This is a genomic window from Nocardioides dilutus, from assembly GCF_054779555.1.
The window spans coordinates 616667-640450 of sequence record NZ_BAAGYA010000002.1 but is presented as its reverse complement, the minus strand read 5'-3'; the positions used below and the strand labels follow the sequence as shown (position 1 = coordinate 640450).

24 protein-coding genes and 1 tRNA gene are annotated in these 23784 nt (G+C 70.1%); 8 read left to right on the top strand and 17 right to left on the bottom strand.

Annotated elements, in window-relative coordinates; translation table 11 throughout:
• The first annotated feature begins 32 nt into the window (after positions 1-32).
• Positions 33-974, top strand: a complete 942-nt coding sequence (locus ACYVC6_RS12750; RefSeq protein WP_460714584.1) for a lamin tail domain-containing protein — start codon at positions 33-35, stop codon at positions 972-974.
• A gap of 3 nt (positions 975-977) precedes the next feature.
• Here ACYVC6_RS12750 and ACYVC6_RS12745 read toward each other — a convergent pair whose 3' ends face one another.
• The 4 genes from ACYVC6_RS12745 to ACYVC6_RS12730 are packed head-to-tail and all read right to left on the bottom strand — an operon-like array spanning position 978 to position 2911.
• The gene (locus ACYVC6_RS12745; RefSeq protein WP_460714582.1) at positions 978-1937 is read right to left on the bottom strand and encodes a hypothetical protein; all 960 of its coding nucleotides are present in this window, start codon (positions 1935-1937) and stop codon (positions 978-980) included.
• 42 nt (positions 1938-1979) lie between these two features.
• A complete protein-coding gene (locus tag ACYVC6_RS12740) occupies positions 1980-2234 on the bottom strand; it encodes a hypothetical protein (protein ID WP_460714580.1) in 255 nt (84 codons plus the stop codon).
• 4 nt (positions 2235-2238) lie between these two features.
• Positions 2239-2634 carry a DUF5130 family protein gene (locus ACYVC6_RS12735; protein ID WP_460714578.1) on the bottom strand — a complete coding sequence of 132 codons (396 nt, stop codon included), beginning with the start codon at positions 2632-2634 and terminating at the stop codon, positions 2239-2241.
• Positions 2615-2911 (bottom strand): hypothetical protein, encoded by a 297-nt coding sequence (locus tag ACYVC6_RS12730; protein ID WP_460714577.1) that lies wholly within the window; start codon positions 2909-2911, stop codon positions 2615-2617. Before ACYVC6_RS12730 ends, ACYVC6_RS12735 begins: the two co-directional genes overlap by 20 nt.
• A gap of 59 nt (positions 2912-2970) precedes the next feature.
• Between ACYVC6_RS12730 and ACYVC6_RS12725 the strand changes: the two genes are divergently transcribed.
• The gene (locus ACYVC6_RS12725) at positions 2971-4038 is read left to right on the top strand and encodes a mechanosensitive ion channel family protein (RefSeq protein WP_460714575.1); all 1068 of its coding nucleotides are present in this window, start codon (positions 2971-2973) and stop codon (positions 4036-4038) included.
• A gap of 122 nt (positions 4039-4160) precedes the next feature.
• On the opposite strand, the gene ACYVC6_RS12720 is transcribed toward ACYVC6_RS12725, so the two are convergent.
• Positions 4161-4586, bottom strand: coding sequence for an OsmC family protein (locus ACYVC6_RS12720; RefSeq protein WP_460714573.1), 426 nt, complete (start codon positions 4584-4586; stop codon positions 4161-4163).
• 58 nt (positions 4587-4644) lie between these two features.
• On the opposite strand from ACYVC6_RS12720, the gene ACYVC6_RS12715 reads away from it, so the two are divergent.
• A complete protein-coding gene (locus ACYVC6_RS12715; protein WP_460714571.1) occupies positions 4645-5016 on the top strand; it encodes a globin in 372 nt (123 codons plus the stop codon).
• A 132-nt stretch (positions 5017-5148) separates the two neighbouring features.
• Here the strand turns inward: ACYVC6_RS12715 and ACYVC6_RS12710 are convergent, their stop codons facing one another.
• The gene (locus ACYVC6_RS12710; RefSeq protein WP_460714569.1) at positions 5149-6048 is read right to left on the bottom strand and encodes an acyl-CoA thioesterase; all 900 of its coding nucleotides are present in this window, start codon (positions 6046-6048) and stop codon (positions 5149-5151) included.
• A 53-nt stretch (positions 6049-6101) separates the two neighbouring features.
• Positions 6102-6302: a hypothetical protein gene (locus ACYVC6_RS12705; protein ID WP_460714567.1), complete on the bottom strand. Its 201-nt coding sequence runs from the start codon at positions 6300-6302 to the stop codon at positions 6102-6104.
• Between the two features lie 101 nt (positions 6303-6403).
• Here ACYVC6_RS12705 and ACYVC6_RS12700 point away from each other — a divergent pair, with 101 nt between their 5' ends.
• Genes ACYVC6_RS12700 through ACYVC6_RS12690 form a run of 3 tightly spaced genes read left to right on the top strand, consistent with a single transcriptional unit; the run spans position 6404 to position 8788 of the window.
• On the top strand, positions 6404-7012 hold the full coding sequence (locus ACYVC6_RS12700) for a TetR/AcrR family transcriptional regulator (protein WP_460714565.1): 609 nt from the start codon (positions 6404-6406) through the stop codon (positions 7010-7012).
• 60 nt (positions 7013-7072) lie between these two features.
• On the top strand, positions 7073-8287 hold the full coding sequence (locus tag ACYVC6_RS12695; RefSeq protein WP_460714563.1) for an acetyl-CoA C-acetyltransferase: 1215 nt from the start codon (positions 7073-7075) through the stop codon (positions 8285-8287).
• A gap of 9 nt (positions 8288-8296) precedes the next feature.
• Positions 8297-8788: a MarR family winged helix-turn-helix transcriptional regulator gene (locus ACYVC6_RS12690; protein ID WP_460714561.1), complete on the top strand. Its 492-nt coding sequence runs from the start codon at positions 8297-8299 to the stop codon at positions 8786-8788.
• Here ACYVC6_RS12690 and ettA read toward each other — a convergent pair.
• The 5 genes from ettA to ACYVC6_RS12665 all read right to left on the bottom strand — a co-directional run bounded on the left by ettA (position 8785) and on the right by ACYVC6_RS12665 (position 15778).
• Complete coding sequence (ettA, locus tag ACYVC6_RS12685; protein ID WP_460714559.1) at positions 8785-10467, bottom strand: energy-dependent translational throttle protein EttA; 1683 nt, start codon at positions 10465-10467, stop codon at positions 8785-8787. The two genes, ACYVC6_RS12690 and ettA, sit on opposite strands and share 4 nt — an antisense overlap.
• A gap of 85 nt (positions 10468-10552) precedes the next feature.
• Entirely contained in the window at positions 10553-10990 is a 438-nt protein-coding gene (locus tag ACYVC6_RS12680; protein ID WP_460714557.1) for a single-stranded DNA-binding protein, read from the bottom strand.
• Positions 10991-11166: 176 nt separating this feature from the next.
• Positions 11167-12849, bottom strand: coding sequence for a GTPase (locus ACYVC6_RS12675; protein WP_460714555.1), 1683 nt, complete (start codon positions 12847-12849; stop codon positions 11167-11169).
• Between the two features lie 56 nt (positions 12850-12905).
• Positions 12906-14648 carry an ABC transporter gene (locus ACYVC6_RS12670; protein WP_460714553.1) on the bottom strand — a complete coding sequence of 581 codons (1743 nt, stop codon included), beginning with the start codon at positions 14646-14648 and terminating at the stop codon, positions 12906-12908.
• Positions 14645-15778, bottom strand: a complete 1134-nt coding sequence (locus ACYVC6_RS12665; RefSeq protein WP_460714551.1) for a PrsW family intramembrane metalloprotease — start codon at positions 15776-15778, stop codon at positions 14645-14647. The genes ACYVC6_RS12670 and ACYVC6_RS12665 overlap by 4 nt, the downstream gene beginning before the upstream one ends.
• Positions 15779-15835: 57 nt before the next feature.
• On the opposite strand from ACYVC6_RS12665, the gene ACYVC6_RS12660 reads away from it, so the two are divergent.
• A complete protein-coding gene (locus ACYVC6_RS12660; RefSeq protein WP_460714549.1) occupies positions 15836-17287 on the top strand; it encodes an aminopeptidase P family protein in 1452 nt (483 codons plus the stop codon).
• 16 nt (positions 17288-17303) lie between these two features.
• On the opposite strand, the gene ACYVC6_RS12655 is transcribed toward ACYVC6_RS12660, so the two are convergent.
• Positions 17304-18380, bottom strand: a complete 1077-nt coding sequence (locus tag ACYVC6_RS12655) for a glycoside hydrolase family 6 protein (protein ID WP_460714547.1) — start codon at positions 18378-18380, stop codon at positions 17304-17306.
• 62 nt (positions 18381-18442) lie between these two features.
• On the opposite strand from ACYVC6_RS12655, the gene ACYVC6_RS12650 reads away from it, so the two are divergent.
• Positions 18443-18516, top strand: a tRNA-Arg gene (locus tag ACYVC6_RS12650).
• A gap of 290 nt (positions 18517-18806) precedes the next feature.
• Here ACYVC6_RS12650 and ACYVC6_RS12645 read toward each other — a convergent pair.
• The 4 genes from ACYVC6_RS12645 to ACYVC6_RS12630 form a co-directional block, all read right to left on the bottom strand.
• Positions 18807-19691: a calcium-binding protein gene (locus tag ACYVC6_RS12645; protein ID WP_460714545.1), complete on the bottom strand. Its 885-nt coding sequence runs from the start codon at positions 19689-19691 to the stop codon at positions 18807-18809.
• An 87-nt stretch (positions 19692-19778) separates the two neighbouring features.
• Positions 19779-20936, bottom strand: coding sequence for a calcium-binding protein (locus ACYVC6_RS12640; protein ID WP_460714543.1), 1158 nt, complete (start codon positions 20934-20936; stop codon positions 19779-19781).
• A gap of 40 nt (positions 20937-20976) precedes the next feature.
• The gene (locus ACYVC6_RS12635; protein WP_460714541.1) at positions 20977-22539 is read right to left on the bottom strand and encodes an Ig-like domain-containing protein; all 1563 of its coding nucleotides are present in this window, start codon (positions 22537-22539) and stop codon (positions 20977-20979) included.
• 78 nt (positions 22540-22617) lie between these two features.
• The gene (locus ACYVC6_RS12630; RefSeq protein ID WP_460714539.1) at positions 22618-23772 is read right to left on the bottom strand and encodes a hypothetical protein; all 1155 of its coding nucleotides are present in this window, start codon (positions 23770-23772) and stop codon (positions 22618-22620) included.
• Positions 23773-23784: the final 12 nt, after the last annotated feature.

Below are 23784 nucleotides of genomic sequence, written 5' to 3'. Positions count from 1 at the left end.
AGCGATCCGCCCTCGAGGCGCACTATGGGCCGATGAGGACAACCGCTGGCCTGGCCGTCGTGACCGCACTGGCGCTGGGCGTGCCACTGCTGACGGCTCCGGTCGCGGCAGCCCCGAGCGCGACGACGACGGTCGACGACCGAGCGCTCGTCCGCAAGGGGGTCTGGCGCAACAAGTCGTTCGCGGGCGCCCACGCAGGGACGCTCTCCAAGTCCAAGGACAAGGGCGCCACGTTGACGAGCGTCGACGCCACCACCGGCGGCGGCAAGGTGCTGCTTCAGTTCGGTCCCGGCCGCGGGAAGCTCGTCATCAAGGTCGGGGGCGTCAGGCAGAAGGTCGTCCTGACCGCCGCAGACTCCAAGCAGATCAAGAAGGTGCGCTTCTCCGGGGACGGCGTGGTCACCCTGAAGGTCAAGAAGCCCGGGCGAGGCGTCTATGTCGACGCCCTCGAGCTGAAGCTCAGCCCGCCTCCGCCGCCTCCGGACCCGCCCGGGCCGGCCGCGGGAGACGTCATCATCACCGAGTGGCTGTCGAACCCGTCGACGGTCCCCGACTCGCAGGGCGAGTGGTTCGAGCTGCACAACGTCGCGGGCGGTCCCCGGACCCTGACCGGCTGCACCGTGACCAACCAGGCGGCCGGATCTGCGGTCCTGCCTACGGCGGTCGTTGCGGCGGGCGGTCGCTACCTCCTGGCCCGCTCGCCTGGCGCCGGCTCCAACGGCGGCCTCGCTGAGGACGCGACGTTCGGCTTTGCCCTGACGTCGAGCGACTCACTGACCCTGACGTGCGGGGCCAACGTCATCGACACCGTCAGCTGGGCCAGCGAGACGATCGGCAAGAGCCTGTCGCTCGACCCCGACCACTACACCGCCGCTGACAACGACGCCCCGGCCAACTACTGCCTTGGCAGCACGCCCTATGGCACCGGGGGCGACTTCGGCACTCCCGGAGCCCTCAACACGCAGTGCCCGTGAGCGCTACGGGGTGCCGCCCCCGTTGATCAGCGAGTTCGTCGACGGCTGGAACGGGTTGAGACCGTTGTCGATGGCGTACTGCTGCAGGAACCCGAGCTGACCCAGCACGTCGACCCGGGCCTGGATCTTCTGCGCCTCGGCCTTCTCGACCTGGACCTGAGCCAGCGCAGCGGCCTCACGGGCCTCCGCCTCGGCCTGCGCGGCCTTGGCCGCGGCGACCGCGGCCTGCTGCTTGATCAGCTCGTCCTTGATCGACTGCGGCGGCTCCGGCTTCTGCAGCGTGATCGCGAAGTTGAGGAAGAACTCCGTGTCGCCGTCGGTCTGGCGGTTGATCAGCGTCGGGAGCTGGTCGAGGACGGACTGCTCCCAGAGCGCCTTCTTCGCCGGGTCGGTGTAGAGCTCGGTGTAGGTGTAGCCCTGTCCGGCCCGGTCGATGGCGGTGTCGAGCGGGCGGGCGATGTAGACGCTGAGCATCTGTCGCCAGCCGTCGGAGCGGAACCCGTCCTCGGTCATGTAGGCCGCGTAGCGGTTGCCGATCAGCTCGTGGAAGCGCTGCAGCGCCCCGCCCTCGTAGCGCACGTCACCGATGGTGAGGGGTTCGCACGAGGTGTTGAGCAGGAAGTTGGCCACTCCTTCGACCGTCATCTCGATCCCGTCCTTGGTGACGAACGTGATCGGGCCGCCGTCCCCGTCGCCGGCGTCGAAGACGAAGTTGGTCTGCGAGGCGGGGTAGGCGAAGTGGCCGTCACCCGGGCCGTCGAAGACCCGGTTGGAGGGGGCGATGCAGTCGGAGAAGCGCTTCGAGGTGAACGCGCCGCCCTTGTAGTGCAGGGCGACCTGGTCGGGCCCGGTCGAGGCCGTCGAGGGCCGCACGAAGATCAGGCAGAACAGCCCGACCACCAGCGCGAGGATGACGAAGATCAGGATGCCGCGGGCCGAGCGCCCGGCAGTGTCGTTGGCCATGGGCGGCAGGCTAGTGGGCGACGGGCCACCGATCCGGGATGTCTAGGGCAGCTCGCGCCGACGGTCGGAGTCCTCGCGGGTGCGGATCGTGTCGATGATGATCGTGGACAGCTCGGGTGCGATGTCCCGGTTGGTCCAGGCGATCTCCTTGACCTCCTCGAGCAGGCTGCGCAGGCGCCTGCTCTCGGCCTCGGCGGCGCGAGCCCGCTCCTCGGCGATGGACCGGAAAAAGGCGACGACGGCGACGCCGATCAGCGCCACGATGACCACGCCGATGATTCCGAGCAGGGTTGCCATGTCGCTACTCCGGTCCCGCGTGGAGCGTCTGCGGCGCCCGCGCGTGCTCGGCGAGCATCTGGATGCCGCGCCGCAGGCCCCCGACGAGGTCGCCGGCGGTGAACTCGGACTGCATGGCGGCCACGGCCAGCTCGACCTCGTTGTCAGTGAGCGTGCAGCGGACATAGCTGCCGGTGACGACCTCGAGGAGGCGCTTGGTGGGGTCCACCATGATCAGGATGCTCCGTGCCGGGGCGACCAGTGCGGCGTGCAGACTCGTGGCGAACTGGCGCGGCTCACCCTCGGCGTTGCCGACGAAGACCGAGAACTCGACTCTCGCGAGCTGCTCGGCCTTGCGGATCGTCTCGTCGAGGACGACCCGGTCAGCGGTGCGGAAGGGGTCACCACCGGCCACTGGCACCGCCGGAGTCCGGGTCCTGATCGTCGCCGGCGTTCGGGCCGGCCAGCTCACCGGCACGGGTCCGCGGCCCGCCCAGCCACTGGTTCTCGACGGCCGGCGCACCGGGCGTGATCGACTCACCCCGCACCAGTGACGGGACGAAGACCGCCAAGGTGATGCCGATGAACAACAGCAGCGGGACACCCCCGAGGAGCAGCACGGCCTGAAGCATGTCGACGTCTTCGGGGTTGTTGCTCCAGCCGACCGGGACGTCGAGCGGGATCAGCGCGGTGATCACGGGTCCGAGCCTATCGGCTGGATTGGGGTGAGCCTCCAGGGCATGGAAACCTGGGCCGCATGCCGTTCGACATGAACGACCCTTGTGAGGCCGACGAGGCGATCTGTCGGCAGGTCTTCAAGTGGACCGACAGCAACCAGGCTGCGAACGTCGCCGACCTGATCGTCGGCAAGCCCCTGGTCCTGGCCGGCCTGTTCCTCCTGCTGCTCGTGGTCCGATGGGCGCTGCACCGGTTCATCGACCGCGTCGTACGACGTGCCGAGGGCGGAGTGCTTCCCCGCGGGGTCGGCCGGTTCCGGCGGCGCCGCGGGCAGGTGTCGGAGGCAGCCGCCCAAGCGCATGCCCGCGACCTGGCCGCGACCACGCGGCGGGCCCAGCGGTCCAAGACGATCGGCGACTTGTTCAAGAGCATCGTCACCGGCGTCCTGGTCGCCATCATCGGCACGATGATGCTGAGCGAGGTCGGCGTCGACATCGCTCCGATCATTGCCAGCGCCGGGATCATCGGCATCGCGCTCGGCTTCGGCGCCCAGTCACTCGTCAAGGACTTCCTCAGCGGCGTCTTCATGATCGTCGAGGACCAGTACGGGGTCGGCGACGTGATCGACCTCGGTGAGGCGATCGGCACGGTCGAGGCCGTCACCCTGCGGGTCACCAGGTTGCGCGACCTCAACGGCACTGTTTGGTACGTGCCCAACGGGGAGATCCTGCGGGTCGGCAACATGAGCCAGAACTGGTCGCGCGCGGTCGTCGACGTGTCCGTGGCCTACAGCGAGGACCTCAACCGTGTGAAGCGGGTGCTGTCCGAGGTCGCCCACGACCTCTGGGACGACGACGACTTCCGCGAGCTGATCATCGAGGAGCCCGAGGTCACCGGCGTGGAGATGCTCGCGGCGGACTCGGTGAACCTGCGGGTCATGATCAAGACCCTCCCCATGGAGCAGTGGGCGGTGGCCCGTGAGCTGCGGCAGCGGATCAAGGCGCGCTTCGACCACGAGGGGATCGAGATCCCCTTCGCCCAGCGGGTCGTCTGGCACCGTGAGGAGGCCAAGGCGAGCGAAGCGAGCGAGGCCTCCGACGGTGGTCGAGGAGGCGCGCAAGCGCCGTCACGAGACCAGGTGACCTGAGGCTCCCAGACCGACCGTGCTCGGCAAGTTCCAGCACCGGCTCACCCCGTCTCGCGACAGGCGCGGAGCGCCTTCCTCGACGACCGTCCGCTTCGCTCGCGCGCTGCGCGCGCGTCGCTCGCTTAGGCCAGGGCGGCGTCGAGGGTGATGTCGACGGCAGCGAGCGCCTGGCTGACCGGGCAGCCCGCCTTGGCCTGCTCGGCGGCGGCGACGAAGTCGTCCTCGCTGATGCCCTCGACCGTGCCGCGGACCTTGAGCCGGATCTGCGTGATCCCGGTGCCGGGCACGAAGTCGACCTCGGCTGCGGTGTCGAGGCTGGTGGCCGGCGTCCCGGCCTTGGCCAGGCCGTTGGAGAACGCCATGGAGAAGCACGCCGAGTGAGCCGCGGCGATGAGCTCCTCAGGGCTGGTCTTGCCGCCCGGCTCCTCGGTGCGCGCGGGCCAGGACACGTCGTAGGTGCCGAGGCCCGACGAGTCGAGCGTGACCTTGCCGGCGCCCTCGAACAGGGTGCCTTCCCAGTGGGTGGACGCGGTGCGAGTAGTAGCCATGCCGACGATCCTTCCACGCCGATTCTCGGGGTTGGACAGCCCTCGGCAGAATGGACTGGTGACGTTCTACGACGAGGTCGGCGGCGAGGCGACCTTCCACCGCATCGTCGCCAAGTTCTACGAGGGCGTCGCCACCGACCCCGTGCTCCGGCCGTTGTACCCCGAGGAGGACCTGGGCCCGGCCGAGGAGAGGTTTCGGGGCTTCCTCATCCAGTACTGGGGCGGGCCGACGACCTACTCCGACACCCGCGGACACCCCCGGCTGCGGATGCGTCACGCTCCCTTTGCCGTCACGCCGGAGGCCGCCGAGCGCTGGCTCACCCACTTCCGCGCCGCGCTCGACGACGCCGGGCTCACCCCCGAGCAGGACGCGCAGTTCTGGGACTACGTCACCCACGCTGCCCAGTTCATGGTCAACACGCTCGAGTAACTGAGTCCGGGATATTCGTCCCTGGGGCATGTAACGGCCGTCACGGCCCGTGACACGTGTCCGCGATAGGTCGTCAAACCCCCCGAACGACCTTTCCCGCCCGGCGGTAGACCTAGCGCTACCGCCGGGCCTTCACTTCTCCGGGTGGGCCGCCGCCTGGGCGGCCAGCAACGCGGTCCGGTAGACCTCGGGCGGCTCGGCCGAGCGTCCCGACTCGGGATCGACGAAGACGATGGCGACGCGCGCCCTGGCCAGGAGGGCCTCCCCGTCGCGGATCTCCGACTGGAGCGTGAGGGAGCGAGTCCCGACCCGCTCGATGCGGGTCCAGCAGTCGTAGGGCTCGGCGCGGAACAGGATGGGAAGCCGATAGTCGACGTCGGTCTGGGCGATCACGATGCTGGGCGGCGGAACGTCACTCCGCATCTCGCCCCACAGCCGCGACGTCAGGAAGAGCAGCCGCGCCTCCTGGAAATACTCGAAGTACTTCACGTTGTTGACGTGGCCGTAGACGTCGACGTCGCTGAACCGGACGTGGACCGGGAAGTGCCCCAGCTTGGACGGTGTCACCGGCTCCGGTCGGGGCGGTCGCGGACGGTCCTCCTCTGGCTCAAGGAACTCCTCGAGCCGAGCGCGCTCCTCGGCAGTGATCCGTCGCGGGCGCTCCGCGGCGAAGACGTAGGGCGTCAGCACCGTGGCCGCTCGGGCGAACACGTTGCGCTCACCCGGTCGGCTGCGGGACTCCCGGAAGATCTCGTAGGCGATCGTGAACGAGGCGGCGCGCACGTCGGTCACCCAGCACTCGATCAGGACCGTCTCGAAGGTGAAGAGCAGCGGGCGCAGATACGTCACCTCGTGGCGGACCACGACGACACCCTCGGCGAGGTCCTCCTGCGGAGCGTGCCCGTGGGAGCCGTGGATACGCAGCATGTCGACGCGGGCCTCTTGGAGGTAGTCGACGTAAGTCACGTTGTTGACGTGTCCCTGCGAGTCCAGGTCGGCCCAGCGCATGGGGCACTCGTAGACATGGCGCACGGCGTCGACTCTAGGTGCTTCGGCGGACCCGACACCGCGGTCGGGTCAGGAGGTCACTGCGTGGTGACGAGTCGGCGGTAGTACGTCGGGCTGCTCTCGCGACGGGCCACGCGCGCCCGGTGGTTGGCTGCGACGAACGAGTAGATCGTCTCGCCGATGATCACCAGCGACACGAGTGCGCCGACGACGGCGACGATGACGAAGGCGTTGATGAAGGGGTCGAGACCACTGAGGTCCGGGGCCATGTTGCTCATGAGGTGGATCCTTTCTACGTTTGTAGAAGAAGTTCTACATCTGTAGAATGACGGTGTCAAGCGGGACCTTCCCCGAACCGGCGGTTAGTGTCCGGAGTCACATGACCAGCACCTCCAGCTCCCTCCTCGCGCCCGCGACCGGTCGCCGGCGCGAGCTCCTCGACGCCGCCGTGCAGGTCGTCGCGGACGAGGGTCTGCGCGGGCTCACCCATCGCGCCGTGGACCGGCGTGCCGGGCTCCCCGAGGGGACCTGCTCGGCGTACCTGCGGACCAAGCAGCTGCTGCTGCTCGCCGTGACCGAGCATGTCGCCGCGACGCTCGCCTCCGACGTCGACTTGCTCGCCCTCGAGCTGGCGGATTGCGGCGGCGGCGAGGAGGAGCAGGCGGTGGCGCGCACGCTGGCTCTCTTCGAGCGCTGGCTCGAGGAGCGCCAGCTGGTCCTGGCCAAGCTCGAGCTCTCGCTCGAGGCCCCGCGCAACCCGGCCGTCGCCGAGGTCCTCACGACCTGGCGGAGCCGTCTGGTCGCCGTCGTCGACGGGATGCTGACCCGGGCCTGCGAGCTGCACGGCGTCGCCCGCGCCGAGGCGCTGGTCGCCTCGTTCGACGGGCTGCTGATCGCGGCCCTGCAGAAGCCGCCGACCGAGCGTCGGGCGTTCCTGTCCGAGTCGCTGTCCCTCGTCCTGCACGCGCTCACCGGGACCGCCGACTGACAGCTCCTAGTGACCGAGCGCACAGCAGCGGTGGAACGTGTTCTCATCTAGGCTCGGCCCATGCCTGAAGCCGTCATCGTCTCCGCCGCCCGCTCACCCATCGGCCGAGCCAACAAGGGATCGCTCAAGGACCTCCGTCCGGACGACCTCACCGCCACGATCATCCGGGCGGCGCTGGACAAGGTGCCCGAGCTCGACCCGACCACGATCGACGACCACTATCTCGGCTGCGGTCTCCCGGGCGGCGAGTCCGGCAACAACATGGCGCGCATCGTCAACGTGCTGCTCGGCCTCGACGAGGTGCCCGGCGCGACGATCACCCGCTACTGCTCGTCCTCGGTTCAGACCACCCGGATGGCGTTCCACGCGATCAAGGCCGGCGAGGGCGACGTCTTCATCTCCGCGGGCGTGGAGACCGTGTCGCGCTTCGCGAAGGGCACCTCCGACCACTGGCCCGACACCAAGAACCCGCTGTTCGACGCCGCCACCGCGCACACCGAGGAGCTGGCCCAGGGCGGCCAGGACTGGCAGGACCCCCGCGACAACGGCCTGCTGCCCGACGTCTACGTCGCCATGGGCCAGACCGCGGAGAACGTCGCCCGGCTGCGCGGCCTGGACCGAAAGGAGCTCGACGAATTCGGCGTGCGCTCGCAGAACCTCGCCGAGAAGGCGATCGCCGACGGCTTCTGGGCCCGGGAGATCACCCCGGTCACAACCCCTGACGGCACTGTCGTCTCGGCGGACGACGGACCGCGCGCCGGGGTCACCTACGAGGCCATCTCCCAGCTGCAGCCGGTCTTCCGGCCCGACGGCGTCGTGACCGCCGGCAACTGCTGCGCCCTCAACGACGGGGCCGCGGCCGTCATCATCATGTCGGACACCAAGGCGGCCGAGCTGGGGGTCACGCCGCTGGCGCGGATCGTCGCCACCGGCGTCAGCGGGCTCTCCCCCGAGATCATGGGCCTCGGTCCGGTCGAGGCGACCAAGCGGGCCCTGGCCAACGCCGGCATGAGCATCGGAGACATCGACCTGGTCGAGATCAACGAGGCCTTCGCCGCTCAGGTCGTCCCGTCCTACCAGGACCTCGGCATCGACCTCGACCGCCTCAACGTCAACGGCGGAGCGATCGCGGTCGGCCACCCGTTCGGCATGACCGGCGCCCGTCTGCAGAACACGATGCTCAACTCGCTCGACTTCCACGACAAGTCGACCGGGCTGATCACCATGTGCGTCGGCGGCGGTCAGGGCATGGCGCTCATCCTCGAGCGGGTCTAGCCTCTCCCCGTGTCCGGGGAAGCACGCTGGCTCGACGATGGCCAGCAGCGTTCATGGCGAGCGCTGGTGATGGGCACCACCCTGCTGTTCGACCGGCTCGACGAGGACCTGCGCCGAGCCTTCGACATCTCCCTTGTCGAGTACGAGATCCTCGTGCGGCTCTCCGAGCGCGACGGACACATGCGGATGGCCGCACTGGCCGACGCGCTCGCCCACAGCCGCAGTCGGGTGACCCACACCGTCACCCGCATGGAGAAGGCCGGTCTGGTCCAGCGCTCGCGCTCCGACGAGGACGGGCGCGGCATCATCGCCAGCCTCACCGACAAGGGCCTCGACCTGCTGGTCCGGGCGGCGCCCACCCATGTCGAAGGGGTGCGCGAGCACCTCGTCGACCTCGTCCGGGACGATGACCTGGCCGCCCTCGGCAGGGTCATGGACGCGGTGGCGGACAACCTGGTCGAGGCGCATCCCGAGATGGAGATGCGACAGTCCCAGGACTAGTCGCGGGTCAGCCGCCGGTGCGTCACCCGGTGCGGGCGGGCCGCCTCGACGCCGAGACGCTCGACCTTGTTGTCCTCGTAGGACGCGAAGTTGCCCTCGAACCAGAACCACTTCGCCTCGTCCTCGTCGTCGCCCTCCCAGGCCAGGATGTGGGTGGCGACACGGTCGAGGAACCAGCGGTCGTGCGAGGTGACCACGGCACAGCCCGGGAAGTCGAGGATCGCGTCCTCGAGGGACGACAGGGTCTCGACGTCGAGGTCGTTGGTCGGCTCGTCGAGCAGCAGCAGGTTGCCGCCCATCTTGAGGGTCAGGGCCAGGTTGAGCCGGTTGCGCTCCCCACCGGAGAGGACACCAGCCTTCTTCTGCTGGTCGGGGCCCTTGAAGCCGAACGAGGCCACGTAGGCGCGCGAGTTCATCTCGAAGTTGGCGACCTTGATGAAGTCGAGGCCGTCGGAGACGACCTCCCAGACGTTCTTGTTGGGGTCGATGCCGCCGCGGCTCTGGTCGACGTAGGAGAGCTTGACCGTCTGGCCGACCACGAGCTCGCCCTCGTCGGGCTTCTCCGAACCGGTGATCATCCGGAACAGCGTGGTCTTGCCGACGCCGTTGGGACCGATGACGCCGACGATGCCGGCGCGCGGCAGCGAGAACGACAGGTCACGCATCAGGACGCGGTCGTCGAAGCCCTTGGTGAGGTTCTTGGCCTCCAGCACCACGTCACCCAGGCGCGGCCCGGCCGGGATGTTGATCTCCGAGGTGTCGATCTTGCGGGCGCGGTCGGCCTCGGCGGCCATCTCCTCGTAGCGCGCCAGCCGGGACTTGCTCTTCGTCTGGCGAGCCTTGGCGTTCGACCGGACCCACTCGAGCTCTCGCTCCAGCATCTTGGCCCGCTTGGCGTCCTTCTGGCCCTCGATCTTGAGCCGTTCCTTCTTGGTCTCCAGGTAGGTCGAGTAGTTGCCCTCGTAGGGGTGCGTCTTGCCACGGTCGAGCTCGAGGATCCACTCGGCGACGTTGTCGAGGAAGTAGCGGTCGTGGGTGATGGCCAGCACCGCGCCGGGGTAGGACTTGAGGTGACCCTCGAGCCACTGGACGGACTCGGCGTCGAGGTGGTTGGTGGGCTCGTCGAGCAGGAGCAGCGTGGGCTGCTGGAGCAGCAGCTTGCACAGGGCCACCCGGCGGCGCTCACCACCGGAGAGGGTGTCGACGATCGCGTCCGGGGGCGGGCAGCGCAGCGCGTCCATGGCCTGGTCGAGCCGGCTGTCGAGGTCCCACACGTTGGCCGCGTCGAGCTCGCTCTGCAGCGCGCCGGCCTCGTCGTTGAGCTTGTCGAGGTCGGCGTCCGGGTCACCCATCGCCAGGTAGAGGTCGTCGAGCCGCTTCATCTTGGCCTTGATCTCGCCGACGGCCTCCTCGACGTTCTCGAGCACGGTCCGGCCCTCGGTCAGCGGCGGCTCCTGCTGGAGCATCCCGACCGTCGCGTCGGGGTCGATGATGGCGTCCCCGTTGTTGGCGTGCTCGAGGCCGGCCATGATCTTCAGGAGGGTCGACTTGCCGGTCCCGTTGGGCCCGACAACGCCGATCTTCGCGCCGTGCAGGAAGGACAGGGTGACGTTGTCGAGAACGACCTTGTCGCCATGGGCCTTGCGCACGTTGCGCAGCGTGAACACGTACTCAGCCATGGTCGACGAGCCTAGTTCGACATCGCCGTGAGACCGATTCGGGGGGCCGGCCTGGGCGGACTACGCCCCCGAGGACTGAGCGAGCTCACGCCGCTACCTCGGCCCGGTCCGGCGACGCCTCCGGTTCTGCGGGGGGCGCCGTCGTCTCGGGCGGCGCGTCCGGACGTGCCGGCCGGACGAACCGGCTGGTCCCGCGGTTGAGGTCGTGGCCGACCGCACTGGCCGTGACCTCCCAGGTCTGCTGCTCGACGCCGTCGGCGTTGACCCACGTGTGCAGGGACATCCGTCCGCTGACGAACACCGCATCCCCCGTGCGCAACGAGGCCGCGCAGTTGTCGGCCAGGCCACGCCAGGCATTGACCGTGAACCACTGCGTCTCGCCGTCGGACCAGGTGTCGCTCCCCCGCTGGTAGCGCCGGGGGGTGCAGGCCAGCCGGAAGCTCGCCACCACCGTCTCGCCGGCCGCCCGCAGTCTCACCGGCCCGCCGAGGTTGCCCTGCAACGTCACGAGTGTGTCGTTCACCCGCTGTCTCCTCTCCGTCCGGCCGTCCCCCGTGGGACGGCGCGGGTCCGAGGCTGGCTGCGGGCACCGACCGGACCCGGGCCTCGCCGGCCGGACCTGTGGACAGAGGCCCGGGCCGCGGCGCTGTGGACGCCTTCCGGCCGGACAGCGCTCCTTCAGAGCACTACTGCAGGGACCTACTTCAGGGCAGTCGTGAGCCCGTTGCGCACGGTCCGGAAGGCATCCAGCTCGGCTGCGATCGGGGTGACGATGAGCTCGGCCGCGACCTCCTCGACCGCGTCCCGGAGCCGCCTGTTCGCCGAGGCGGCCCGCGACCGGGCCGTGACCGAGACCAGCAGCCGACACACGAGCGCCAGCAGCACCCCTGCGGCGACCCCGCCCAGCAACATGAGCAGGGGCAGGCTGACGCCGGCGTACTTCGGCACCGACGAGGAGCCGAGCGTCCCGGATGCCGCCATGGCCACCGACCAGACACCGCCGACGAGCGCCGTGAGGATCAGCAGCCACTGGACGACACGGACCAGGTTGGCCCAGACCGGGAGCCGGGCGACCCCGAGGTCGGTCTCCGCGATCGCCAGGTCGAGCCGGTCGGTCACCTCCGACAGCCGGGACAGGGAGGCACGCCGGACGGCATCGGTCCACGGCGGTGTCATGCCGGCCGAGACGTCCTCGGCGAGCTCACGGACCTCGCTGTCGACCCTGGCCCGCTGCACCGGCGTGGCCCGGGGCATCGACGTCCGCGCCCGCGACGTCAGGTGCTTGCCGGCCGCGCCCAGGTCGAGGTGGAGCCGCTTGAGGGGGTCGGGGCGCAGCCGGGCCAGCCAGGAGACCAGTGGCCAGCCGGTCGCCTGACCGGCCCGCAGCCGTGTGGACCGCTCGATGGCCGCGACCACGGTCGGCACGCCCGCAGCGTCGGCGAGCGCGTCCTCCATGGCCTCGACCCGCTGCCGGGCGAGGGAACGCGGATTGCCCGACCCGCTCTCCTCGTGGAGCCGGGCCGCCACGGCGCGCAGGTCGGCCTCGAGCCGCTGCCGCGTCGACCGCTTCTCGGCGACCCGGCGGGATATCTCGGCACGGAGCTCCGCGATGCCGTCGCCGTGCCGGGCGCTCGTCGCGAACACCGGCACCTCGCCCAGGCCGTCGTTGACGAGGAGGCGCCGCACGTCGTCGAGCATCGCCTGACGCCGGTCCTCGGGCACGGTGTCGATGTGGTTGAGCACGATGACCATGACCCCCGCATGCGAGGCGAACGGCGCAAGGTAGCGGTCGTGGACCGCCGCGTCGGCGTACTTCTGCGGGTCGAGCACCCAGATCAGGAGGTCCGCCAGGGACACGAGCCGGTCGACCTCGAGGTGGTGGGCGAGCTCGGTGGAGTCGTGGTCCGGCAGGTCGAGGAGGACGACGCCCTCCATCTCCTTGCCGGCGTAGTCCTTGCCGGCAGAGTCCTTGCCGCGGTCCAGGCGGGCGTCGAGCATCGAGTCCCGGGTCGTCTGGTGCCGCGGCGGGATGCCCAGCCAGTCGAGCAGCTCGGCCGCACCCTCAGAGCCCCACACGCAGGCGGTCGCCCACGAGGTGGTGGGGCGGCGTACGCCGACCGCGGAGAGCTCCAGGCCCGTGAGCGCGTTGAACGTCGAGGACTTGCCCGAGCCCGTCGCACCGGCGATGGCCACGACGGTGTGGTCCGCGGACAGCCGGAGCCGCGCCGCCGCCCGGTCGACGACCTCCTCGGCCTGCGTGACCAGGTCGTCGTCGAGCCGGCCGCGCGCCGCACGGATCGCCACCTCCAGGCCCTCGATCCGGGCGCCGAGGTCGGAGCCGCGGGTGACCATCTTGCGGGCACTCTCGAGCAGGGACGGCATCGGTTCTCTCGGGTCGGTTGGTGACAGAGGTGTGACAGGGGGGCGCAGGGACAGCGTCACAGGCTATCCGGCAGCTGACCCGCGTAGCGGGCGTCCTCTACCCTCCGTGAGGCACGGCGCAGCGCCTCCGGCGCTTCGGGATCCAGGTCGAGGGAGTCGAGCAGGTCGGTGTAGCGGGCCCGCTCCGCGGCGAGCAGGTCGGTGACCCGGACCTCCAGCGACCGCCGGGCTCGCTCGGCGAGGCTGCGGACGGCCTGGTCACCGAAGACCGCCTCGAGCAGCTTCTGGCCGACCACCGCGGACCCTCCCGCGATCCCGACCTCGGCCCCCATGAGCAGTCCGCCGGTGTGGGAGAAGACCACGATCATCAGCGCGACGGACAGGCCGTTGACGCCGAAGGCCAGGAACCGTGCGGTCGAGCGCTTGTCCGCGCCCTGGGTGCGGACCATCTCCAGCACGTCGGCCTGCCACTCCCGCACGGACCGCTCGGCCCGCCGGCGCAGGTCGCGGGAGGCCCGGCCGAGGTCCCCCTCCGCGTCCCGCAGGAGCCCTTGGCCCGCCGCGAGCTGCTGCCACGACGCCGCGGCCCGCTCGGCAGCAGCCTCGGCGTGCTCCAGGATGAGCAGCTCCAGGCCGGACTCGACCGCGACCGTGACCCGCTCGGCCTGCTGTGGCTTGCCCTTGACCGTGTTGACGAGGCGGTCGCGGATCCGGCCGACCCTGGTCTCCAGGCCCTTGAGCAGCTCGCCCGTGCCGACGAACTCCTGCCACCGGGCGAGCACCTCACCTCGCAGCAGCGTGCCGTCGGCCGTGGCCTCGACCACCGCCGCGACCGCGTCGTCGTAGGCCCGGGTGGCGTCCGCCCGCAGGCTGTCCACGGTCACGGTCTGCTCGGCGGCCGCGTCGGCGACCGGGAACGTGCGCAGGGTGAGCGTGCGGACGGCCCCGTCGAGCGTCTGCAGGACCACCGCGCTGCGCGCGCCGGAGTCCTCGGCGAGCATCCGTAGCCAGGCCCGCACGTCGGCGACGTAGTCGGCGGGCAGCAGCCCTTCCCCGTCGACCGGTCCCTCCCGGATGATGAACAACGGCGAGTCCTTGAGACCGCGGCTGGCCAGCATCCGCGCCAGGTGGGTGGAGACCGTCTGCACGGCCTCCTCCGGGGTCCGGTCCAGGACGATCGCCACTGCGGTCGAGCGGTCGGCCGCCTGCCTGAGGAAGTCCCAGGGCACCTGGTCGGCGTAGCGCGCCGCTGAGGTGACGAAGACCCACAGGTCGGCCGCGGCGAGGAGCTGGGCGGCGAGCAGCCGGTTGCGCTCCTCCACCGAGTCGACGTCGGGGGCGTCCAGGATCGCCAGACCCTGGGGGATCGCCGCGCTCGGGACCAGCTGCAGCGCGTCGGGGTCGTTGGTCGCGAACGAGACCCGCTCGAGGTCGGGCAGCAACCGGTCCTGCCCGAACCACGAGCCGTCCTCCGGATGGTGCACGAGCACCGGCGACCGGGTGGTGGGGCGCAGCACCCCGGGCTGCGTCACCTTCTCGCCCACGAGTGAGTTGACCAGGGTGGACTTGCCGGCGCCGGTCGAGCCACCGACCACCGCCAGCAGTGGCGCCTCGATCGTGGTGACCCGGGGGATCACGTAGTCCTCGAGCTGGTCGATCATCTCCCGCTGGGCCGCCCGGTGGGCGTCCGTGCCCGGCATCTCCAGCGGCAGCCGCACCTGTTTCAGGGCGTCGTGGAGGCGGATGAGCGCGGTCAGCATGACTGTGCCGTACGTCGCGGGGGTGCTGCTGTGGGTCATCGGGTGGGCACCACCTGGCCGGGGAAGGCGATCCCCGGGCGCACCGCGTTGATCCGGGCGACGTAGTCGCCACCTCGCGCCGCGAAGTCCCGGGGCGCGGTGCCGCGCAGGTAGCGGTGGTGGAGGAAGCCCAGCTCGATGACGGCCTGCTGGTAGTCGCGCATGGCCTGTTCGGCGGCCTTGCCGCCGGTCTGCTTGGCGTGGGCGCGGGCCCGGCGACGGGCGGTCAGGTCGACCACCCAGCCGATGTCGGTGGCGGGGATGAGCCCGCGCTGGGCGGCGTCGCCGAGCGCCGCGGTGAGCATCCGGCGCTCCGAGCGCCGGGCCCACACGCCCAGGCAGATCAGGCCGATGAACGCCGGCACCATGATGACCAGGTAGGTGCCGAAGAACCCCTCGGCGCCGAAGATCGTCGAGCCGTTCCATAGGCCATGTGCCAGCACGGCACAGAGGTACCCCACGACGGGGGCGACCCAGCGCAGCACCGGGCGCCGGGTGGTCACCGCGATCCCGATGCCGATGCCGGTGAACGCGGTGAACAGCGGGTGGGCGAAGGGGCTGAAGACACAGCGGAGCACGAACGTGGTGGTGATGCCCACGACGCCACCGGGGCCCATGCCGTCGGCGCCGTTGTAGGCGGCGCCGAGGTAGAGGATGTTCTCGGTGAACGCGAAGCCGATGCCGACCATGCCGGCGTAGACGAGACCGTCGAGGATCCCGTCCAGCTCGGCGCGTCGCCACCACAGCAGGAAGAAGAGGAAGAGGCCCTTGGTGAGCTCCTCGCTGATCGGCGCCACCACGGCCAGCGAGGCCTCCTCGGTCACCCCGGCGAAGATGCCGCCGATCCCCTGAACGACCAGCGCGCCGAAGGTCGCGGCGAAGGCCCCCCACAGGAGACCCATGAGGAGCAGCCGGCGCGGTTCCGGCTCGTAGCGGTCCAGCCACAGGAAGCAGAGCACCAGCGGCACCACCGGGACGGCAGCCATGACCGTGGCCAGGATGGTGATGGCCGGGGCGCTGGACAGCGCGACGACGAGCAGCATCGGGATCGCGCCGAGCCCGACGAGGATGCAGACGATGACCGTGAAGGCGCGGCTGTCACGCCGCACCTTCGTCCTCGTCGTGTCCATGCGCAGGAGCGTAACTGGGCCGCTCACGGGTCCCGGAGAGCGGCGTACGCTGGCCGCGTGACCGACGAGACATCACTCGACACCACGACCTCGGAGGGCGGCGAGCAGCTGCACGACGGGTTGCACACAGAGGCCCACGACCCGGCGGTCCCCGAGGCCTACTCGCGGTTCATGCGGGAGGGTTGGGGCGGAGCCGACGTGGACCTGCCCCCGCACCCGATCGCCGGTCCGGCCGCCCGCCGGCGAGCGGCACTCGCCGAGCTGTTCCCCGGAGAGCGGCTGGTCCTGCCGTCGGGCACGTTCAAGGTGCGTTCCCACGACACCGAGTACCGGTTCCGCTCCGACACCGCGCACACCTACTACTGCGGCAACCAGACCAGCGACGCCGTCCTCGTGATCGAGGACGGCGAGGCCGTGCTCTACGCCCGGCCGAGCCCCCCACGCAACAGCGACGAGTTCTTCCGGGACCGGATGTACGGCGAGCTCTGGGTCGGGCGCCGACCGTCGCTCCGGGAGATCTCCGACTCCCTGGGGCTCGAGGTGAGGCACGTCGACGGGCTTCCCGACGCGCTCGCCGGCACCGGCAAGACCCGGGTCCTGCGCGGGGTCTCGAGCGACGTCGATGCCCTGGTGACGGCCGACGAGTCCCGCGACACCGAACTCGCGCGGGTGGTCTCCGAGGCCCGGCTGGTCAAGGACGACTGGGAGGTGGGCGAGCTCCAGGAGGCCTGTGACATCACCACCCTGGGGTTCGAGGACGTCGTCCGCGACTGGTCCAACGCCCTCGAGTACGGCGAGCGCTGGATCGAGGGCACGTTCTTCCGTCGGGCCCGGGCGATGGGCAACGACATCGGCTACGACTCCATCGTCGGGGGCGGACAGCACGCGACGACGCTGCACTGGATCGACAACACGGGCACGATCGACCCGGGCAAGCTGGTCCTGCTCGACATGGGCGCCGAGGGCAGCAACCTCTACACCGCGGACGTGACCCGCACCCTGCCGATCGACGGCCGGTTCTCCACCGTCCAGCGCGAGCTGTACGACCTCGTCCACGCCGCCCAGCAGGCCGGCATCGAGGCCGTCCGCCCGGGCGTGCCGTTCCTGGCCGCGCACGAGGCCGCGATGGGCGTACTGGCGCACGGCCTGGAGGCGATGGGCCTGCTCCCCGTGTCCGCCGAGGAGGCGCTGGACCCCAACTCGAAGGTCTACGCGCGGTGGACGCTGCACGGGACCAGCCACATGCTCGGAATGGACGTGCACGACTGCGGCGCCGCGTCGGTGGACATCTACCCACGCGGCGACCTCGTCGAGGGGATGGTGCTCACGGTCGAGCCGGGGCTCTACTTCCAGGCCGACGACCTCCTCGTCCCCGAGGAGCTGCGCGGCATCGGCATCCGGATCGAGGACGACATCCTGGTCACGGCCGACGGGAGCCGGAACCTCTCCGCGGCGCTCCCCCGCACGGCCGACGACGTGGAGAGCTGGATGGGCAGTCTGCTGCCCTGAGGCCGGTCGGCCCAGGTCAGTACGGCGTGGTCCGGGCGACCGCGAGCGCCCGGCTCATCACGAACGGGTCGTTCTGCATGTACAGCCAGGGCCGGCCCACCCATACGTAGCCGTCGACGTAGGCCGCGGCGAGCGCGTTCTCCTCCTCGCTCAGCCCCCAGGCCGGGTTGGCGACGTCGGCGGTCGGTGGGATGCCGAGGGTGACGCAGCTGGTGTCGGCCTTGCTCGCGCAGGTCTCGGCGTTGTCGAAGTTCGCGCCCTCGTAGTCGTAGCCGTTGAACGGCCTCCCGTTGGCGGCGGTGTTGACCACGAACCGTTTGCCGGTGATACCGAGCTCGTCGAGGGCAGCGACGACCTCGGCGCCGTAGCGGATCTCGTCACCAGTCGCGACGTAGTGGGTCGAGTTGAGCGCGAAGCCGCGGACGCGTTCGATGCCCGCGGGCACCAGGATGTCCAACGCCTCCTCGACGCTGGTCCAGTCGGCCGCCCCGGCATCGATGTAGACGCTGGCGTGGGGGAGCCGCGCGAACCGGCGGGCAGCGAAGCCGATCAACGACGACGGGAGGTCCGAGCCGTCGGGCACGCACAGCGCAAACGGCCCGTCGGGCTGCAGGACGAGCATCGCATGCGCGTCACCGATGCCTCGGGCGAACCCCCGGATCCAGGTCTTGTAGCTGCGCGCCTCGGCCGCGGTCGGCAGCCGGTCGCAGGCCTCGTGCTCCCACGGCACCATCCGGAACACGGCAGCGGAGAACAGCGTCTCCGGCTTGCGCTTGGTCGCGTTGGCGACGTGCTCGCGGACCTTCGCCTCGATGCCCCGGTCCGGAATCCAGGCGCCGTACCACTTCGCCTTGGGCCGCAGCGCGATCCTGGCCAGCAGCTTCTTGCGGTGGCCCTTGGCCCGGACGTACGGCTCCCACGCCTGGTCTGCCTTGCCCTTGTAGACCCCCCACTTCCGTCCGGCGAGCGGGTTGTCGTTGCTCGGTTGCGCGACGGAGTACGTGAGCTGCACGGCACCGACGTCGGCGCCAACTGGCGCCGGGGCCAGGGCAGCCGTCAGGGCGAGCACCAGCAGCGCGACACGAGTACGCACACTCCACTGCACCACGGAGTGCGGGTGTTGCGCCGGACTTCAGGAACAATGGGCTCCAACCAGCCTCCGTAGCTCAGCTGGATAGAGCGCCGGCCTTCTAATCCGGATGCCGCAGGTTCGAATCCTGCCGGGGGCGCACTTGCCGAGAGGTGCCTGAGCTCGTTCGGGCAGGCACCCGGAGGGGTGGTTATCGAACGAGCCGTCGGGGGCATGATGGGAGGGCTCAGCACCAAGCACGACAGCGAACTCTGGGGGCACGGATGACTCTCACCGCGCGAGCGCGAAGGCTCCTGACACTCCTGCTGCCGGCGCGGATCCGACGGGACGCGGCGCGGGCGATCTGCCGCCTCTGACGACGCCATTCTCGGCGGGCTGAGACTGGGAACCCCCTCCATCCGGGGGGTGTAGAGGGGGTTCCCGCCCGGCCTACACCAGGGTGAGGTCGATCCCCGGGTACTTCTGGGCGAACTCCGTCTCGGTCAGGATCTCGATGTCGCACTTGCGGGCGTCGTCCAGCTTGTTGCGCAGGTCCTCGGGGCTGCCGACGATGGTGAGCAGCCCGTTGGGCTGCGAGGTGTCGGAGACGAGTCCGCAGTAGAGGTTGTCCCGGGACCCGTCGCTGCGGACGACGATGTGGTTGTCGCCCTCCTCGCCGTAGACCGCGTCCTCGCCGGGTCCCGGCACCAGGATGTCGTCGCCGGCGTCGCCGGTCATGCTGCGCTTCACGCTCGAGTCGCTGAGGTTGCCCTCGTCACCGGGCCCGCCATACATGAGGTCGTTGCCGTCGCCGCCGTCCATGGTGTCGCTGCCGAGGCCGCCCCACAGCGAGTCGTTGCCTGCACCGCCGGAAACGTGGTCGTCTCCGTCGTCGCCGGACATCAGGTCGTCGCCGTCGATGCCGACCATCTCGTCGTGGCCGACCCCGCCGAAACCCCTGTCGCTGCCGGCACCGAGCTGGATCCTGTCGTCGCCGTCCTCGCCGTAGACGACGTCGGTGCCGCTGCCGCCGTTGAGGTCGTCGCCGCCGGACCCACCCCAGAGGGTGTCGTTGCCGGCGTTGCCGTCGATGTCGTCCGCGCCGTCGCCGCCCATCACCCGGTCTCTGCCGGACCCGGCGGCGACCCGGTCGTTGCCACCCAGCGACTTGACCCGGTCGTTGCCCGCCCGGGCCTTGATGGTGTCGTCCTTGGCGGTGCCCTTGATCTTGTTGTCGCCGCCGGTGCCGTACTGGTTCCTCGCCTCGGCTGCCGCCGGCACGGACAGCAGCAGGCAGGCAGTGAGCGCTGCGAGCAGGCTCTTGGTGCGGGTCACGGCGATCTCCGGGGGGCTGTTACCGACTTGTGTCTCCAGTGTTGCTGTCGGAACGCCGCCGCACGGCGGTTTCGGGATTTTGCTGCGTCAGATGAGACTGAGGTCGACCGTCGGGTAGCGCTCGGCCACCTGGGACTCGGTCCACTCGAGGACCCGGCACTGGGTCACCGGGCTGTCCAGGGGGTCGACCGTGGGGACCAGCGGATCCGTCGAGACGATGTAGATCAGGATGCCCACCGTGTTGCCGACCTTGAGCGCGCAGAAGAACTCGTCCTGGACCCCGTCGTTGCGGGCGATGATGACGTTGTTGCCTTCCTCGCCGTAGACGAAGTCACGCCCCGGACCCGGCACCATGATGTCGTCGCCCGCGTCACCGGTGATGCTGCCCTTGCCGTCCGGGTCCTTCTCGAGCCCCTCGTCGCCCGGACCGCCGTAGATGAGGTCGTTGCCGTCCCCGCCGTCCATGTCATCGGCGCCGTCGCCACCGATGAGCGTGTCGTTGCCGCCACCGCCGGAGACATGGTCGTCACCGAGCTCGCCGTCCATGTAGTCGTTGCCGTCGATCCCGATCAGGTCGTCGTCGCCCGCGCCACCCATGCCCCGGTCGTTGCCTGCGCCGAGCTGGATCCGGTCGTTGCCATCGCCGCCGATGACCGAGTCGTTCTCGGTCCCGCTGTTGATGTCGTCGTTGCCGGTGCTGCCGTCGATCGTGTCGTCGCCGGCGTTGCCGTTGATCGTGTCCGAGCCGTCGCCGCCCAGGACGCTGTCGTTGCCGCCTCCGCCGTTGACGCTGTCGTTGCCGATCCCGGCGTCGATGCTGTCGTTGCCGTCGTCGCCCTCGAGGGCGTCGTCACCGTCGGAGCCGGTGATGGTGTCGTTGCCCAGACCGCCGGCGACCTTGTCGTTGCCGGACTCGCCGTGCAGGACGTCGTTGCCGTCCTGGCCCTGGATCGTGTCCGAGCCCGAGCCGCCGTAGCCCCTGTCATCGCCGGCTCCGAGCGACAGCTTGTCGTTGCCGTCGTCGCCGAAGGCCTTGTCCTTGCCGAGCCCACCGTCGACCCGGTCGTTGCCGCCCTTGGCCTTGATCTTGTCGTTGCCGCCCTTGGCGTTGATCGTGTCGGCGTTGTTGGTGCCCTTGAGGCGGTTCTTGCCGTTGTCGCCGTTGATCGTCTTCGCCTCGGCGACCGCCGGCACCGCCAGCAGCAACCCGGCGACCAACGTCGCGGCCGCTCTCCTAGCACTCATCAGGCCCTCCCCCGTGAAGTTCGCTGAAGTGTAGGTCTCCCTAGAGATCGGGGCCAGGCCCCGAGTCGACCTCGAAGGTCGCCTCCCCGGCCCTGCCGGGGATGCCGCCGACCACTTCGACGGTCTTCGTCCCGGGATCACTGCCGACCGGGAACGTGTACTTGAACTCGCCGTCCTGGTCGGCCTTGGCCTCGACCAGCTCCTCGCCGTCGTAGGTCAGCGTGACGCGCTCGCCCTCCAGCAGGCCGGTGACGGTGACGGTCTGGGTGCCGTCCGACTTGATGACCTTCTTCCTGAGCTCGACCTCCAGCTCCTTGGGAGCAAGGACGACGACATCCACACTGCCGACCCGAGACTTGTTGCTGCCCATGACGGTCAGCGTGTGGTCACCCTCCTTGACGCCCTTGGGGATGAGCACCAGCGCACTGGCGTCGCCCCGCTTGTCGGCGAACCCCTTGCCGAGCAGCTCGTCGTCGAGGAAGACCTTGAAGCGCTCCTTGGCATCCAGCCCGTCGGCCTTGACCCGCACCTTGGAGTTCACCGTGAGGAACTCGTCCGGCACGGTCACGGTGAACTTCTTCGGGGCGCGCTGGGCGATGACCTTGACCTTCGCCCGGTCCGAGCCGTTGACGTTGGTCGCCTTGAGCTTGAAGACGTGGAACCCGAGGGTCTTGATCCTGATCCGCTTGCTGCCCTTCTTGGCGCGGCTGCCCTTCCAGTTGCCGCTCGCCTTGACCTCGTCGGCGCCGGTCGTGACCCAGGTCAGCTTGATCTTCTGACCGACGTAGGGGGTCTTGTCGGAGACCGACAGCTTCACCTTGGGTTTCGGGCCGTACTGCACCTTGTGCAGCGCGATCCCGGTGGAGACGTCGTGGGTGTCGTCCCCGAGGTAGGCCGCGCTCAGCGTGTGGTTGCCGACGGCCATCGACGAGACCGCCAGCTGTGCGACGCCGCCCGCAAGTGGCACGGAGCCGAGCAGGGTGGCTCCGTCGCGGAACTCGACGGTCCCGTTCGGCGTGGCCCCACCTGCGACGACGGCCTTGAGGGTGGTCGCCTTGGACAGCTCGGACGGGTTGGGCGTAGTGGTCAAGGTGGTGGCCGTCGAGGTCAGGACGGTGAGGACGCCCGGGCCGTCGACGTCGAACTGGTAGCTGCCGGAGCCGCCGCTGACACCCGAGGAGCGCACCATGGTGTAAGTGACGCCGGCGGTCAGTCCCACGCTGAACGGCGAGGAGGTGTTGTCGTCGATGAACGCCAGGCAGCTCGCGAGCTTGTCGGTGGGCGCGAACGCAGCGGTGTAGATGCCGATCCGGCCGTCAGGCGACGCCGCGCCCTCGGAGATCGTGTAGCTCCCCGTCACCGTCGGCTTGAACCTGACGACCTCGTAGGAGTAGGTGCCGGCGGTCGCGTCGTCCACGCAGGGCGCGGTGCTGTCGCCCCCGAGCGGGGTCGTCATCGTCGGGTCGGCGCCGTCCAGCGTGTAGTCGATCGTCGAGACCACCGCCGAGGCCGGCGAGGCGAGAACCAGACCGCTGAGCGCGACCGAGATGGACAGGAACAGAACGGTGACCACACGGGTCACACCACGAGACTTCTCCCTCACCCGTTCAAGGTACGTCGGGCCATCGGTGCGCGAGGGAGAATCGGCAAAGCCGAAGCGGTTCTCGCCCTGACAGCGCTCTCAGTCCTCCTCGAGGACGTAGGGACGGTCGAGGTCGCTGCCCGCCTGCGGCGCGAGGGCCAGCTCCGCCGAGCCGTCGGCGCCCAGCCGCACGACCGACCACCGGCCCCGTTCGTAGACGACCGCGAGCACGTGGTCCTCGTCCTCCCAGGCCGTCTGCAGCACGGTCGGTCCCTTGCCCTTGCTCGTGAACTCGTGGAGGAGGGCCCCGTCGGCCGCGTCGAGGAACGCCACCGAGCGCTGGCCGAAACCGTCGAGGTAGGCGTCGGTGCCCAGCACGCGGGTCGCGTCGGGGGCGAACTGGGTCAGGGTGTGGTCGCAGGTCTGCCAGGCCATGTCGTCGCCGACGAGATAGACGCCGCTGCACGACCCTTCATCCGTCACCGACTGCAGGCCGACCATCCGTCCGTCCGCGGCCGCGTCGACGACGGCGAGCATCGAGCCGGCGACGTCGACGAGGCCGTGCGAGGTCGAGACGTAGGCGGCGCGAGGTTCGTCGGCGTTGACGAACGCGGTGCAGCCACCCCCCTCCGGCTCGGCCTCCTTGCAGGTGCCACTGCCGAGGATGGCGCCCAGCTCGGTGCCCTGCGCGACCTCGGGAAGGTCGAACGAGCGGGCACCGCCACCCTCGACGGCCGTCGGCTGGCCGGCGGTGCCGAGCCAGGCGACGATCGACCGGTCCGGCGTCACGGCGAGCCGGTAGCCACGGACCTCCTCGCTGCTCTCGGCGTCACCGGTCCCGTCCAGGATCGAGACTGCGGCCCCGTCGCCGTCGTCGGCCAGGACGACCAGCCCGTTGCCCATCGTCGCGAACCCGAAGGGGCGCTCCACGTCGAGCTCGAGCGTCTCGCCCGCCGGCCGCACCAGCGCCCAGGTGCCGGCCGGGTCGTTCGGGTCGGTCGCGACGAGGTAGGGGACGGCCGGCGCGGGGCCCTGGGCCAGCCCCTTCGTCGACAACATCGTCGTGCCGGCTCCTGACGGAGGCTCCTCGGTCGGCTCGGCGGTCGGCGAGGCGGTCGGGGAGCCATCGGTGCTGGCCGTCGGCGACTCGCTGGCGTCCGGGTCCGCGTCGTCGGTCTCGGGATCGGCGCAGGCGGCGAAGAGGGCGAGGGAGGCCGCACCGGCGGCAGCCAGAGCTGGGAGTCGAGTGCGCATGGTCCTGGGACG

What these genes read in the sequence shown, in the direction of transcription:
- ACYVC6_RS12750 (WP_460714584.1), top strand. Translation starts at nt 33, where the DNA reads ATGAGGACAACCGCTGGCCTGGCCGTCGTGACCGCACTGGCGCTGGGC.
- ACYVC6_RS12745 (WP_460714582.1), bottom strand. Translation starts at nt 1,937, where the DNA reads ATGGCCAACGACACTGCCGGGCGCTCGGCCCGCGGCATCCTGATCTTC.
- ACYVC6_RS12740 (WP_460714580.1), bottom strand. Translation starts at nt 2,234, where the DNA reads ATGGCAACCCTGCTCGGAATCATCGGCGTGGTCATCGTGGCGCTGATC.
- ACYVC6_RS12725 (WP_460714575.1), top strand. Translation starts at nt 2,971, where the DNA reads ATGCCGTTCGACATGAACGACCCTTGTGAGGCCGACGAGGCGATCTGT.
- ACYVC6_RS12720 (WP_460714573.1), bottom strand. Translation starts at nt 4,586, where the DNA reads ATGGCTACTACTCGCACCGCGTCCACCCACTGGGAAGGCACCCTGTTC.
- ACYVC6_RS12705 (WP_460714567.1), bottom strand. Translation starts at nt 6,302, where the DNA reads ATGAGCAACATGGCCCCGGACCTCAGTGGTCTCGACCCCTTCATCAAC.
- ACYVC6_RS12700 (WP_460714565.1), top strand. Translation starts at nt 6,404, where the DNA reads ATGACCAGCACCTCCAGCTCCCTCCTCGCGCCCGCGACCGGTCGCCGG.
- ACYVC6_RS12695 (WP_460714563.1), top strand. Translation starts at nt 7,073, where the DNA reads ATGCCTGAAGCCGTCATCGTCTCCGCCGCCCGCTCACCCATCGGCCGA.
- ettA (WP_460714559.1), bottom strand. Translation starts at nt 10,467, where the DNA reads ATGGCTGAGTACGTGTTCACGCTGCGCAACGTGCGCAAGGCCCATGGC.
- ACYVC6_RS12675 (WP_460714555.1), bottom strand. Translation starts at nt 12,849, where the DNA reads ATGCCGTCCCTGCTCGAGAGTGCCCGCAAGATGGTCACCCGCGGCTCC.
- ACYVC6_RS12670 (WP_460714553.1), bottom strand. Translation starts at nt 14,648, where the DNA reads ATGACCCACAGCAGCACCCCCGCGACGTACGGCACAGTCATGCTGACC.
- ACYVC6_RS12665 (WP_460714551.1), bottom strand. Translation starts at nt 15,778, where the DNA reads ATGGACACGACGAGGACGAAGGTGCGGCGTGACAGCCGCGCCTTCACG.
- ACYVC6_RS12640 (WP_460714543.1), bottom strand. Translation starts at nt 20,936, where the DNA reads ATGAGTGCTAGGAGAGCGGCCGCGACGTTGGTCGCCGGGTTGCTGCTG.
- ACYVC6_RS12630 (WP_460714539.1), bottom strand. Translation starts at nt 23,772, where the DNA reads ATGCGCACTCGACTCCCAGCTCTGGCTGCCGCCGGTGCGGCCTCCCTC.